Genomic DNA, 13,464 nt, shown 5'->3' with positions numbered 1-13,464 from the left:
CTACGGACACCATCACGCTGCGTATAGAACACGGCATAGATCGAATACATTCCGCCGCAGGCGAACTGCATTGGTGGTTAGAGAAATCTCCGCATGTGGAACGTTTCTCCTATTGAGCAGCTCGTAGCCTCTCGGGGACTACCGTGTGCTCTGTTATGAAGGCAACTAAGAATCCGATAAAACCGCCGACAATGAGAACCTGAAACGGTGGGATGTACGCAGGGACGCCGAACGCCAGCGCAAGCCCAAGTGTGATCGGAGCAGCTATCATAACGACTCCAAACGCGACCAATGTCAGACGCTCTCTGTGCTGTTCAGAGTATTGGTCACGCAGTAGCCAGACAAACGGGCCAGCAAGAAGTGCTATAATGACTCCAATGCCAGCAATTGAAATCCATGGAATGGCACCCCTCTCCATGAGTTGCAGAACGCTCAAAAGAGCAAATATTCCAACAAAGAGGGTGTCATAGAACGAGTAGCACACTAAAGAGCAGGGTGAACGCTGAGGTGGATGAGTTTAGCGACCCTACAAGATGATCCTTCGATAGAGTCGTTCTTCAATGTCGCGGAAACCGAGACGCTAGCGTTGTTTGAGCATCTCTCCTTCGAGTTTCTCGAAGAGTTCGACGTGTTCGCCCCGGCGCAGACGGGGCGAACACGAGAGCACGAACCACCAGAGTTGATGCGTGGCTTCATCCATTGCTACTACCACGACATCTACGGCATTCGTCTCGTTGAGCGAGAACTTCGGAACACGCTCGTTTGGCTCAGCTGTGGCTTCGATCGACCGCCGTCCAGAGACGCAGTCGATCGCTTTCTCACCGACCTCGAACACGTCGTTGACGAGGTGTTCGACCGACTCGTCGAGCAGGCCGCCCGGCGCGGCCTGCTTGACTTGACTTATTGTATCGATTCAACCGATGTGAGGGCGATGCCCGCCGATCAAGACGCGTCGAAGTGCTACGATCCAACCGACGACGAGTACTACTACGGCTACGGCTGTACAATCGTCTCGACCGGGCAAAAGATCCCGATTAAAGCCGAGTTCACCGAGAGTAAGCAAGCGCCAGAGGAGACGGCGATGCGCGTCACGCGTGACGCGCTCGCCGTCACCAAGCCGATCTGGATGGTCGGTGACAGCGCCTACGACACGCTCGACTGGCACGACCACCTGCTGGCCGCAGGGGTCGTGCCAGTCGCCCCGTACAACGCGCGAAACACCGACGACCCGAAGGACATCGAGTACAGGGTCGAAGACCGCATCGAACAACACAGCGAGGACGTTCAGCTGAAGCAGTCCACGTTGGATGAGACGTACAACCGCCGGACAGGAGTCGAACGAACCAACGAATCAGTAAAAGACTGCGGCCTCGGGCGGACGCACGCCCGAGGCCGCGTCCACGCACGAGCACAGGTGTTTCTTGCCTTGTGCCTTCGCCTCGTCGTCGCAATCACCAACTACGAACGCGGAGACAATCCGGGAAGCACGATCATCACGGTGTGACAAGAAATCTATAACACGCCTATATAATATACAACGCGCGCTTTAGTCAGGATGCCGGCGTTGAATCGTTTATTCCAGTTATATGATTGATACGGGCCGGCATAGTTTTATCCCGCTGTTTCTACTTATTCCGAACGTGCCTGATGCTGTGTTAGCACAGTTGCTCAGTGTCTTTCTCTGGGCTACATTAGTGCTGTACGGCGGTGCCTCGTTATGGTGGCTCATACAGGTATTCATTCTTTCGTACGGCTGGCAGGACACGAACCAGACTGAAGTCGGATTGGACAATATTCAAGTCAGGGTTCTCACTATCGCTGCTGAAGAAACCGTACAGCAAACGGTGAGTTCTATTCCCGACGAGATTACTGACCCACTTGTCATCGCTGAGGAAGATATTGACATTGCCGGGGCTGACGTTCATGTCGTACCGGATGACTTCGAGTGTGCGGCACAGCGGAAAGGGCGCGCAATTGAGTGGGCCCGCCAACAGATTCCGTGTGAGAAGGAATACGTTCTGTATCTTGATGAAGACACCCTGCTCAGTGGCTTTTCAGGGTTGCCAGCAGCTGATATTATTCAACTTAGCGAGCATCCACTCCGGACCCACTCTCGGCTCACATATGTGTGTGAGATATTCCGTATCGGCTTTCAATTCGAGCAACGAGCGTTTCATCAAGTCGCCTATCCCGCGTACGCTTGGGGCGGGGCTGTTGCCGTACGGCATGAGTTAGAAGAGCAGATTACATGGAACGTTCCGTCAATCACCGAGGACACGACGTTCATCTGGCGTGCAGCCGCTCGCACGAATATTGACTACCGACTTGCGACAGTGAAAGCACGGAATCAAGCACCACCGACGCTCAAATCACTGATAAAACAGCGCCGTCGCTGGGTTTCTGGAACGATCCAAGATCGCAATCTTCTGCCGCGAAGGTATCAACCAGTCATTTTCACACGAATCGTAACGTGGGCACTGTCACCGGTTATCCCATTATTCGGTATCATCGCTTTCGTGTTTCCAGAAGCAATCCCATCGTCCAGTGTATATCTCTTGCTTTCCGCACTACTGTTTGGGATCGTTTTCCTATACATGATTTTCGGGCTCGTTGAATATCGAAAATATCCCGAGGTATGGTGGGCATATATTGTTGTCACTCCGCTTGCAGTGCTTGTCCATTCGCTTGGAGCCCTGTGGGGAATTATGCAACCAGTAGACGATTTCGAGGTCACTCAGAAGACCGCAGCAATCGACACGGGGACCCTTGAGGAGCGTAACCCGGAGCTCACAGAAGACGAGTCCGAGTATGACACCAAGGCGGAAACCGAACCCGATGAGAACTGACTATTCTGCTACCCATGCTTCGTCCGAGTCAGCTTCAGTACAAACTTCGTCACCACAAGTGTTGATTCCGAAAACACCGTAGATTCCACAGGTCCCTGTTGTCGCACTAATAAGCAGGATTGCTGCCAACAGAGCCAGCGGCAATATTACGGAAACTCCTACCGCCACTTCAAGTGGGTATGCTATAAATACCCAGCCGGCAATAACAGCGGCAGACACCCCGAGGGGTACTCGAAGCAATCTATCTAATCGGCCAACGTTCTGATCTCGGTCTCCCATACCCATCATACGTACTGAGGCCGTTTAATCCCATGTTTTGTGCGGACGGAAGCTGTCTTAACGATTTTGTCGAGCTGGTTGACAAAGATCTCCCGCGCCTGACTCCATAGTATTCTATTAGGTACTTTTCGCCATTAGGACTAATCCGATATTGATGCTGCCTGTATCAGACGATTCGAGGAGCCCGAGAGGGGCATGCCAACCGTTCTATGACACCCTGCAACAAATACAAACACAAGGAATTGCCCCATGAAGTGAGAAAGCGACTTCATTACGGCCCCCCTCGGGTATGTGTGTGAAATCGTGAGCCGGATTTGAATTCGGTTAGCTCCGCGATCCGATTTTCAAGCTCTTTGATTTCTCCACGGAGCTCTTTCGCCTCGTTCCCCTCTGTAGCAGCCAGCTGGTCTTTCAGCCCCTGCAGCCGTGTTTCTTTGTGTTCCTCGTCAACCTCGGCCTTCCGGACATATGCTGACTCTTCGATATCGTACACATCACTATCAGATAAGGGTGTGACCTCAATTGCATCGTCCACTTTGCTCCGGTCGACGCCCAGCACGCGCTCACGCTCAATCCCGGCTTCTTCCAGCGTCTCCAGTACCTCTTCATCGGGTTTGAGCGACCGATTTCTGCGTGTCGTCCGTTGGACGGACCCAAACGGTCCAGAGACGGGTTGATCGTGATGGAGCCGGCTGAGAAGCACATCGCTCACATCCTGCCGGAGGTCGTTTGCGTTCCGTTGGACATCCGAGAGTAGCGTGTAGAGATTCACCAGCACGTCCGTATCCATCTCATCGAGAGTGGTTACCTCGTGTCGCTCCAGTACATCAACCAGCAAGAGTGCATCCGCATATACGTCCAAGTCTGGCTCAGTTCGTTCTTTCTGCTCACTCTCTGGCTCGTCCCCAGCGTCGAGAATCTGGGTAGTGGTCGGTCCGTCCTTTTCGACGATCACGCTGGCATCCTCATCGATCTCAAAGCGTGGATGGAGACTCCACACCGCTGGGTAGGGGTCCGCATTGGGTGGGAGTCGGTCTAACTCAAATCCCGCCTCGGAGTCCGTAATCCGGCGATATAGTGTCTCGAATTGGTCCTGCTGGAGCGGCTGTGAGTCACCGCTGTGTATAAATTGGATCACGACTCGGTGCTCTTGGACATCGGTGATCCGAAACCGGTCGTGTGACAGTGGCGTCCGGAGAGTAGCTCCCTCTGGCAGCTCATCCAACCGCTCGATGAGATTATGCCAGCTAACTCGGAACGACATACCTGCATGGAGAGGGTCAGGTGCTAAATGTCTGCGGGCGGTTCAGGCTGGAATCCTCAGAAGACCTTCGGTCAGCGCATCCAGTGTATGCCGCCTAGAAACCTACTCTGAGCCGTCCTCAGCGATGCCTGCTCGGTGGCGGGCAGCCTGTTCAAGAACCGCAAGCATCTCGGTGCGTTGCTCAGCAGGGACGTTACGCCACTGCTGGCGATAACTCTCGATAAACTGGTCGAACTCCTCAGCAAACGCCGTTTCAGGATCGTCGGACGCCTGAATTCGAGCAACCGCGTCCTGCCAGATCTCTCGTGTTGCCCCGCGCTCAAACACGTAATCGATCAAGAGGGCTGCATCGAACGAGAACTCGCGGGTGAGCTCTGTCACCTCCCACTCGCCACTGGGGAGGTGGTAGCGATAGCGGGTCCGAATGTGCCAGCGCGCAGGTGTTGGCCCTCCAGCCATTGAGGCAGCTAACAGTGGAGAGGGGTGCCGTTCAAGACGGAAACTGAAGTCGTCTTTATTGATCTGCCACCATGCGCCACGCTCCCGAATTTTCCTGACTGTCAATCCATCCGGCAGCGAAATCTCGCTCGTGGTCAACAGTCGGAGTGCATCCTCCCGATCCTCAATGCGCACCTGCGATGGATCGGACTTGTTCATATCTTGGGATAGTCACACACTCACAAAGCTGTTATCCAGACTCTCAGTGTAGCTTCAGACTTAGACTGTCTAGTTTAAGCTCTCTGGGAGCGTATCTACAGGAATGAGCCGGAAACAGCACGTTGTTGATCTCTCTGATGAGGAGCGAAGGACGCTCGAGTGGTTCATTTCGACCGGTGAGCACAAAGCTGAGGACATTACGCGGGCACGGATTCTCCTGAAAGCAGACGAAGGGCTCACAGATTCGAAGATCTGTGAGCACCTCGATTGCTCAATCGCTACTCCATATCGGGCACGGAAGAACTACTGTGAGCGAGGGCTCGCGGCGATTCATCGCCGCAAGCCCGACCGCGAGTATGAAATCAAACTCGATGGCGATGCTGAAGCGCGACTGATCAAACTCGCCTGCAGCGAGCCACCAGAGGGACACTCCCGCTGGACGCTCCATCTCCTCGCTGATGAACTCGTGATGCTCGACGAGATCGACTTCGAGTCGATCTCTCACGAAACCGTCCGAGACCGTCTAAAAAAACGCCCTGAAACCGCATCTCTCCAGCTACTGGGAAATACCGCCTGAACTGGACGCTGAGTTCGTCTACTACATGGAAGACGTGCTTGCTCTTTACCACGAACCGTACAACGAAACTCGTCCAGTCATCTGTTTTGACGAGTCAAGCAAGGCACTTCGTGGCCATGAACGCGATCCGCTCCCGGCCGAACCGGGAGCGGTCGCTCGTGTCGATCATCGCTACGAACGTAACGGGAAACAGCGGCTACACATCACTACTGAACCGTTGACCGGCTGGGTGGCTGTCGAAGTGACAGACCGACGGCGAACGACCGAATGGATCGACCGGATGGTTGAGCTGGCAGATGTTCACTACCCGGATGCTGATCGCATCCGGGTTGTGATGGATCAGCTCAATACGCACAAACCGGCTGCCTTCTACGAGTTCTTCCCACCGGAGCAAGCGAAAGCGTATCTTGATCGATTCGAGTTCCACTACACGCCGAAGCGAGGAAGTTGGCTGAACATGGCCGAAATCAAGATTGGTGTGCTCAAACGGCAGTGTCTTGACCGGCGTATCTATGACGCAGCGACGCTCCGAGCGGAGGTCGCTGCGTGGGAAGAGCGACACAATGCGTTTGATCGACCTATCGACTGGCAATTTACCACCGGTGACGCTCGTATCAAGCTACGGCAGCTGTATCCAGTTGAGCCGAGGAACTAGTCAGAACACATCTGAACCTACACTCAGTCTCCCCTGATCGGAATGATTAGAGAGTCCCTGACAGAAAACAGAGAGTTCATTCGTCAGATGCTGAATACAGCGCGCGAATGTGGTACAGATTGTAGATCTACGGGGGAAGATGTCAGTTCAGCGTGAGAATTTAGTATATTGAGCGCAATTTGATCTTAAAGCATGAGCCTCAGTGAGTTTTTCACACAGAGTGAACAAGCAGATGTGTCACTCGCGGTCGCTGGGGGCGATGTGCCGGAGCAGCTACACGAGTTGTTGACGCAGATATTTGATCGGCAGTCAGTAGAAGTCAAACAATCCGTCACGGTCCCTGAACCCGGATCCGCCTCGACAGAGAGGGTCTATTTGTTGAACGACGGAGAGGTTATTGCGGAGTCACCGCTCAAGGAAGTTGCAGACTCGATCCTGTTAGTCAATTCCGACTTGTATACGACCGGGGCGCGCAGCGTTCAGGAGGTTGATCTCCCGGACGTGATCACAGCACTCGACGAGACTCACTTCCGGTTGCGTGGGTATCCCGAGTCGAACAAAGAGAAACTGCTACTGATCACCATCTCACGATACATCGAACGGACGGCGCTTGAGCACGGCACGGGAAAACACCGTGCGTCCTTCCAACAGCTCTCACGTATCGACGACGAGCGAGGCACGAGAGAAGTCTACGAGCGGCTCGGTGACAGCGACGTCGACGTACACGTGTACGGGGTCCCGGACTGGACGCCACCCCCCGAGTACGAACTGACAATCCACGGCGGGTGGGGCCAAGAGTTTCGGGACTCGTGGTTTGTCGTCTTTGTGCCCGATACCCCGTCGGCACCGCACACTGCACTTCTCGCGATAGAAGATGAGCCAAACATATGGGACGCGTTCTGGACGTACGACCCAGACACTGTTCAAGAGATCAACCGATACATCGAACGGGAATTGTAGATCTAATACCAACGAGAGAGTAACGTTCTTCGTTTGACGTGAGACAAAAGCAGTCGTCGTGCTGGACTCACAAACTCCACAATGCTCGTCAACTTCTGGAAGATGTTAAACAGTGTCACCTACGCCTGTGATCTCAAATTGTGCGCCGCCATCGGGACTTTCAGTTACTTGTATCTCCCAATTATGACCAGTGACAATCTGTTGAACAATACTCAGTCCAAATCCAGTCCCGTTCTCATCGGTTGTATATCCTGTCTCAAAGACGCGGTCACGCTTCGCTGACGAGATCCCCGGTCCATCATCGGCTACATAAAACCCGTCTGATATAGTATCGACAGTCACGTGAACGTCCGATCCAGCGTGTTCAACTGCATTCCGGAAGAGATTCTCGAAGAGTTGCTGTAGACGAGATTCATCGGCCATTACTCGTTGATTCGCTTCAGGTGTGTGCAAGACCGCTTCCGGAGTATGTACATTATACCACGCATTTTCTGCGACCATTTTCAATGACACTGGTCTCATCTCGCCCACCTCCTCGTCACTCTGCGCGAGTTCCAGAAGTTCGGTAATCAGTACACCCATCCGATCAAGTGCGTTGTCGATAAGCCGCAGTTCATCTCGGTTGATATCTTCTTGGAGAATATCAACATAGCCTTGAGCGACGTTCAACGGGTTCCGTAGGTCGTGAGAGACGACGCTTGCGAAATTCTCAAGCCGTTCGTTTTGCCGCTGAATCTCTTGCTCCCGGGCTTTCCGTTCAGAGATGTCCTTAATGGTCCCAAAATGATAGTGCGTGCCGTCAATTGACCACTGAGTAGTGACTGTCGTCACAGGAATTTCCTGATTATTGTGTTTGTGTACCGCTTCGTCCCTCCGCGTCTCACCCTCATCAAACGATGCCCAATACCCCTCAAATTTGGTCGCATCTATCTCCGGAACGATTTCCCACAGTGGTTTTCCAATCAGTTCTGATGGTGATGCATTAAATAACTCAGCGTATGACTGATTGACATAGATATATCGACCATCTTGTCCGTAGATCCCGACGCCCACACCAACGGATTCAACCATTTTGGCGAAAAACTCGGACGAAAGATCGTTTGAACGATCTGTGGCCATAGTATATTGGATACGTCAACTGTTAATAAATGGTTTTCATTTGTATGTCACTGACTTTGCAGGCACGTTCTATCGGTTGATTCAAGATTTAGATGGGGAAAATAACGCAATTCCACAGCTGACCACAACCTCTACATCTTGCACAAGGTTCTTTTCGGTTACTCGACAAACCGTCATCTCCGTTGAGCGACCTCGCCTCTGAATTGCTCACAGGGCATCAACGACGAGTGCTAAACCGCGCCGTGTATTCAGCGCAGAGTTTGTATCAGCCCTAAAAATTCTCAGCAGAGCGGGGAGGATCAATAGAACCAATGAGGGTCAGATAGCGCACTACTGACCGTCCCACGTAAGTGACTCAACGGTCGGAAAGGTGTCTCTCGCTGTGTGGGGCGGATTATAGTACCGGGATTTGATCTCGTAGTACCCAAACTCAGGTGGGATTCGAGCACATGCCTGTGCCAACCCTTCGTCTGCTGTGTGCGTGATGACTCGGATACGGGCATTCTGCTCAAACAGTCGCACCGCAAGTGCGACTATCGATGCATCCCGCCAGTTATTCGTCACTGGATACTTGCTTCGCTGATTCAGGAAGTCATCCGTGAGATGTTGCGCCTGTGTAACCGGATCGGCCACCGACTCAAATTGCTCATCTCGATTCGCAGTCAGGGGTAGTGCAATCTGGATCCATCCGTCTACAACTCCGGCATCCAGATATGGATTCACCGCCGGCACCGTCCCATAATCCGTCAGTTCACGATAGATCGACGCTGGCACCCACAGTTCCGTGTCGGCTTGTGCTACGGCGATCTGCAACGAGTCAAGAAGCGGATTCGGTGACTTGCCCAGACTACGAAAATCACCGCATCAACAATATTGGCCGTGTACATTAGCCTATCGCTCAGTCAGCAGATCGTCGTCCTCGTCGACGACATCGTCTGGTGTGTATGTCGTTGGATCGGAATCATCACCCAGATCGTGGATCTCATAGAGGGCTTCCAGAAGGTCGTAGGTCGTTCCGTGTGAAAGATCGGTGAGACTCGCAATTTGCCGGACTGTGATGTCACCCACGCTGTGAGATTTAATCATATCATGAGCCAGTGCAAAAGTCACCAGCCCGTGCTCATCGCGGACACGCGCGATAACAGGGTACTCGGTGGCGTGTGCGACGACCGCAACGAGTTCAGGCGTAATCGACACTTCCATCCCCCGAATCGTCAGCTGTAACTCGAACTCATCTGCTTCGTATCGCTTCGGATTGCTCTCATCCTCGATCTCAGTGATGAGCCCCGCCTGTGCTAATTTTCCCAGATACTCGTAAACCGTCTTTTTCGAAATCGTACTCAGGTCGACGAGTTCAGGTGCAGTAATAGCTGGTGAATGGCGGATCGCAGTATAGAGCGTAGCAAGGTCTGGATTCGTCAGTAGCTCAGTAAACGTCGGCACCCCAGTGATCGGTGCGATACTGTTGTCCACGCCCCGAACGTGCTCCGTTTCGTAGCTCATTGTATAGTGTTACGAAACTCGAAACTATAAGCGTTTGCCCAAACCATCTCTCACCGAGCCGCTCATCATGTCTAGACTCGTGTGTTCTTGTGGCCAAGCACAGTGTGTCTATCCGACTCTTGTCAAGATCCGCGTGTAAGATACTGAGAAGAGTAGTAGGATAGTCTCAGGGTGTCATACAACGGTTCCCATACCTGTTAGCACCGCCCCGAATCAGTCAATTCAGAGAACTCACATACCAGCGAGGGCGACGATCTTACCTACATCTGTCAAGAACGGCGTGCAAGATACAGAGGTTGGATTCAGCAGTCGGCGAAAGTAGATTTCAGCTGTGTCTCACGGGTATAAATGCCATCAGATAAGCGAGCAACTAGACGGTCAAAAAACCATTTTGGTGTACACGGGGTATATCTTCTTCTCGATGCAACGACGTAATATGCAACGGCGTGAATACGTCGCAGCAGCTGGAGTTGTCCTCTCAGGTTCGGTCACTGGCTGTCTTGTTAATGAGGAGACTTCTGACACGGAGGAATTAGAAGGCTACGTCCAACCGGCCGAGGATCCGTCGGTAACGCCCGAGCCGTTTGATTGCCCCGAGGGCTGGCAACGAGTCGAACAACAGTTCAGCGAGTCGGAACTAGCGTGGGGAGAGTACCCGCAGGACGACCCCGTGTATGCTCTCCGCGTTTCGGATACGGCCGTACGGTATGGAGAAACAGTCACCGTGACGCACACGCTTGTTGCCGACGACCCAACTCCGACACAATCACCCATGAATTACAATCTCCAACTACATACAGAAGAGGGGTGGACAGAGATCCGCGGATGGAAGGGGGAGCAGATCCCATACCCAGCTTCTGAGGAGGAGAAATCGCCGGGGTGGCAATACGAACGTGAGTTGGAGATGTCGACAGCAGGCATTGACGACGACACAGGATCCCTCGACGGGATGTCGACTTGCGACGATCTGCTCACTGGCCGGTATCGGCTCGTCTGGTGGGCAGTTGATGAAGCCGACGCCGGGGTTGGTGTAGCCTTCGATCTGATCGAATAGAAATGGAATTGGAATCAGCCTCGTGCAAGACTCGCGCTGTGTATTCAGCAGCCTCTCAAATTCCTATCAGATATCAAGTAGTTCTATTCAAGTATTTGACTCCGATCTGCCAATTCTCTGTATGTGGATCTCTACTAGTAGTTTCTGAATGTGCAACGCGATTTCCACGGAAGACCCTGTTCACCTATCCGATCAGCATACAGAGAAACTACTATTAGTCGGTCCACAGCAAATTAGTGGGTGATCAGCCATTATATCGATTCCCCCAACTGGCGAGCTCCGTTGATCTACATTCCATATCGGAGTTCACTTTGTCGGTCAACGCCCAAACCAACGACACTCACAGTTTGATTCTGAGATCTTAGTAGCTCGCTGAGCAAGATTACCAACCACTTTCACTATGCTACCCTTAGAAACTTATCTACGGAGAATCGAAGTTCAGGTGGAACTTGGAACTGAGTCACACGCTCCAAGTTCCTCCCCCCATGTCGAACACAGCATCGGAAATCGGGACGTGCCCGTTTTGTGAGTCGGTCGTGTCAGCAGAAGCGGCCCTCATTGAGTACGAGGTGGAAGATGAAATTCGCCTATTTGCGGAATGTTACGAGTGTGAAGAGCCTGTCCAACCACAGTAGCTGTGGATCACCGGCTAGGCCCCATCAACATCGCCGGTCCTTTCTGAGCGAACGCACTCCGCGCCCAGCATCCATCAACGATACTGTGTTGATCAAGCGGGTCGCTCGGAAGGAAAACAGGTAGATCTACTACTGTTCTTGGGCGATATCGTGGTGACGTTTGAGTACCTCCGCGAATGCGACATTCTCTCGTACTTCGTCAAGACGGACGGTAACCCGTTCACCAACTTCAGTGTCGGGCACAATTACGACGTAACCTCGGTCAATTTTGGCGATCCCATCGCCTTGGTCGCCTAAATTTTCGATCTCAACTTCGCGGGTTTCACCTTCCGAAACAGGAGGTCGAGTTGGACCATCACGACTCTGGGGTGAAGAGGAGTCAGATATTGGTGTCTCCTTACTCTCCGTATCAGCTTCCGAGTCTGATTGGTCGACTGGAGTTGAGACAATTGCAACTCTGTACGTCTCTCCACTCTGGATATTTTCTTGGCGAATCTCTCGCTTTGGGACTTCGATTGTGTACGTATCACTCTCTTCCATCACACGAGCTGAATACAGACACAACAGATTATCAGAGATATCCATCTACCTAGTAAAGTAGTTAGAATGGCTGGTCAATAGATATTCTGGTGCTCTTCCGGCTTTGGTGCTCTTCCGGCTTTGTTGAAGTCCTATTCTTCAGACAGTTTTTGTCTGATACAGCTGGCCACTGAGTAGTGCGAATTGGCCGTTGACATTTCTGCCAGCTCAGAGAGATGTTCTGAGAGCCGTGCAAGATATAGCGCGCGAATGTAGCACGATTCGAATGGCGTTCACCAACAAGATAGAGGAGTCACTACACAGAATGAAGGTCACGTACTAAACAAACCAAGGGTCAAAAGACCCGGCTGTGAGACTCCGTTCGACCAAGCATCTCTAACTACGTTTCTCATACAAGAGAGATTTAGGTGAAGCATTATATATCCTGAGATGTGTGTTTATTATAATGAGTAAAAATGACCTCGCACGAATGAGTGCTGACTCCCGTAGACCAAACAGACGTGCTTTCCTATATTTAACCACCGCCTTCTCTACTGCTGCCGTCGCCGGGACTGGAAGTGTATCAGGACAATCTGATAGTGAGGGAGGGGAAGAAGATGAGAACACAGACGACGGTGAGGAAGAATCGGATGAGAGTGCAGATGACGGTGAGGAAGAGACGGATGAGAGTGCAGATGACGGTGAGGAAGAGACGGATGAGAGTGCAGATGACGGTGAGGAAGAGACGGATGAGAGTGCAGATGACGGTGAGGAAGAGACGGATGAGAGTGCAGATGACGACGAAGAAGATGATGTAGCGGTATGCGAAGGGTCACCGACAATGAGCCGTACCAGCATAACAACCCCCAACAGTCGGATCACCACGGATGACCCCGCTGTGGTTGAAGCAAACTTCCGTCCAGATCCAACGATGCCTGAAGACTGTACAATCATGGTTGATCTTGAGTTCAGTTTCAGCGATGCAGGGTTTCAGTGGGGTGGCGGCGCTGACTGGGACCAAGCGACATCAGATCTTGTAGTGGGTACATTTGAGGTCAGACCGGGTGAGATCCGTGATATTCGGGCAGAACTTCATACACAGGGAGCTGACGAAGGGGACGACGTGACTGTTGTCGCCGATTACGAACTCTGGTTTGAGGGCAACAGAGAAAATTCAGTTCAGCAAAGTGGTATCAGACATACTATTGATGTCGAGGCACCGAACCCGGCTCCACAGGAAATAGAAGCTGAGGATGATAGCGGCGGCATAGACGTTAGCATTCCCGGATTTGGGGTTCCGGTTACTGCCGCAGGGATCGGCGGAGCCGCTTACCTGCTCAAATCTAAGGTGACGAGAGATAGTGAGTAGTCGCTTATACACTCATAGAAAAGTTCA

16 protein-coding genes are annotated in these 13,464 nt (G+C 52.4%); 8 read left to right on the top strand and 8 right to left on the bottom strand.

The window, feature by feature from the left end; all coding sequences use genetic code 11:
• Nucleotides 1-109 precede the first annotated feature (109 nt).
• The gene (locus ACYQ0R_RS14340) at nt 110-484 is read right to left on the bottom strand and encodes a hypothetical protein (RefSeq protein ID WP_459825072.1); all 375 of its coding nucleotides are present in this window, start codon (nt 482-484) and stop codon (nt 110-112) included.
• Nucleotides 485-511: 27 nt separating this feature from the next.
• On the opposite strand from ACYQ0R_RS14340, the gene ACYQ0R_RS14335 reads away from it, so the two are divergent.
• Nucleotides 512-1,504, top strand: coding sequence for a transposase (locus ACYQ0R_RS14335; RefSeq protein WP_209487235.1), 993 nt, complete (start codon nt 512-514; stop codon nt 1,502-1,504).
• Nucleotides 1,505-1,640: 136 nt separating this feature from the next.
• A complete protein-coding gene (locus tag ACYQ0R_RS14330) occupies nt 1,641-2,846 on the top strand; it encodes a glycosyltransferase family 2 protein (protein WP_459825070.1) in 1,206 nt (401 codons plus the stop codon).
• Here ACYQ0R_RS14330 and ACYQ0R_RS14325 read toward each other — a convergent pair whose 3' ends face one another.
• The 3 genes from ACYQ0R_RS14325 to ACYQ0R_RS14315 all read right to left on the bottom strand — a co-directional run bounded on the left by ACYQ0R_RS14325 (nt 2,847) and on the right by ACYQ0R_RS14315 (nt 5,046).
• Nucleotides 2,847-3,125, bottom strand: coding sequence for a YgaP family membrane protein (locus tag ACYQ0R_RS14325; RefSeq protein ID WP_209487239.1), 279 nt, complete (start codon nt 3,123-3,125; stop codon nt 2,847-2,849).
• Between the two features lie 271 nt (nt 3,126-3,396).
• Nucleotides 3,397-4,389: a DUF7983 family protein gene (locus tag ACYQ0R_RS14320; protein ID WP_459825067.1), complete on the bottom strand. Its 993-nt coding sequence runs from the start codon at nt 4,387-4,389 to the stop codon at nt 3,397-3,399.
• 102 nt (nt 4,390-4,491) lie between these two features.
• Entirely contained in the window at nt 4,492-5,046 is a 555-nt protein-coding gene (locus ACYQ0R_RS14315) for a hypothetical protein (protein ID WP_459825064.1), read from the bottom strand.
• Nucleotides 5,047-5,149: 103 nt separating this feature from the next.
• Between ACYQ0R_RS14315 and ACYQ0R_RS14310 the strand changes: the two genes are divergently transcribed.
• The 3 genes from ACYQ0R_RS14310 (at nt 5,150) to ACYQ0R_RS14300 (ending at nt 7,238) form a co-directional block, all read left to right on the top strand.
• Nucleotides 5,150-5,623, top strand: coding sequence for a helix-turn-helix domain-containing protein (locus ACYQ0R_RS14310; RefSeq protein WP_459821791.1), 474 nt, complete (start codon nt 5,150-5,152; stop codon nt 5,621-5,623).
• Complete coding sequence (locus ACYQ0R_RS14305; RefSeq protein WP_459825791.1) at nt 5,583-6,278, top strand: IS630 family transposase; 696 nt, start codon at nt 5,583-5,585, stop codon at nt 6,276-6,278. The genes ACYQ0R_RS14310 and ACYQ0R_RS14305 overlap by 41 nt, the downstream gene beginning before the upstream one ends.
• Before the next feature lie 192 nt (nt 6,279-6,470).
• Nucleotides 6,471-7,238: a DICT sensory domain-containing protein gene (locus ACYQ0R_RS14300; RefSeq protein ID WP_459825061.1), complete on the top strand. Its 768-nt coding sequence runs from the start codon at nt 6,471-6,473 to the stop codon at nt 7,236-7,238.
• A 105-nt stretch (nt 7,239-7,343) separates the two neighbouring features.
• On the opposite strand, the gene ACYQ0R_RS14295 is transcribed toward ACYQ0R_RS14300, so the two are convergent.
• The 3 genes from ACYQ0R_RS14295 to ACYQ0R_RS14290 form a co-directional block, all read right to left on the bottom strand.
• Nucleotides 7,344-8,357 (bottom strand): two-component system sensor histidine kinase NtrB, encoded by a 1,014-nt coding sequence (locus ACYQ0R_RS14295; RefSeq protein WP_459825058.1) that lies wholly within the window; start codon nt 8,355-8,357, stop codon nt 7,344-7,346.
• Between the two features lie 330 nt (nt 8,358-8,687).
• Entirely contained in the window at nt 8,688-9,170 is a 483-nt protein-coding gene (locus ACYQ0R_RS16050) for a PIN domain-containing protein (RefSeq protein WP_488193304.1), read from the bottom strand.
• A gap of 78 nt (nt 9,171-9,248) precedes the next feature.
• Complete coding sequence (locus ACYQ0R_RS14290) at nt 9,249-9,860, bottom strand: helix-turn-helix domain-containing protein (protein WP_459825055.1); 612 nt, start codon at nt 9,858-9,860, stop codon at nt 9,249-9,251.
• 436 nt (nt 9,861-10,296) lie between these two features.
• On the opposite strand from ACYQ0R_RS14290, the gene ACYQ0R_RS14285 reads away from it, so the two are divergent.
• Both ACYQ0R_RS14285 and ACYQ0R_RS14280 read left to right on the top strand, forming a co-directional pair.
• On the top strand, nt 10,297-10,914 hold the full coding sequence (locus ACYQ0R_RS14285) for a hypothetical protein (protein WP_459825052.1): 618 nt from the start codon (nt 10,297-10,299) through the stop codon (nt 10,912-10,914).
• A gap of 485 nt (nt 10,915-11,399) precedes the next feature.
• Complete coding sequence (locus ACYQ0R_RS14280; RefSeq protein ID WP_459825049.1) at nt 11,400-11,549, top strand: DUF7837 family putative zinc-binding protein; 150 nt, start codon at nt 11,400-11,402, stop codon at nt 11,547-11,549.
• Between the two features lie 129 nt (nt 11,550-11,678).
• Here the strand turns inward: ACYQ0R_RS14280 and ACYQ0R_RS14275 are convergent, their stop codons facing one another.
• Entirely contained in the window at nt 11,679-12,134 is a 456-nt protein-coding gene (locus ACYQ0R_RS14275; RefSeq protein WP_459825046.1) for a TRAM domain-containing protein, read from the bottom strand.
• 400 nt (nt 12,135-12,534) lie between these two features.
• On the opposite strand from ACYQ0R_RS14275, the gene ACYQ0R_RS14270 reads away from it, so the two are divergent.
• Nucleotides 12,535-13,437, top strand: a complete 903-nt coding sequence (locus ACYQ0R_RS14270) for a PGF-CTERM sorting domain-containing protein (protein ID WP_459825043.1) — start codon at nt 12,535-12,537, stop codon at nt 13,435-13,437.
• The last annotated feature ends 27 nt before the right edge of the window (nt 13,438-13,464 follow it).

This window comes from Halorubrum luteum (genome assembly GCF_054652935.1).
The sequence above is the reverse complement of the archived record's forward strand: the minus strand, read 5'-3'. Positions and strand labels throughout refer to the sequence as shown.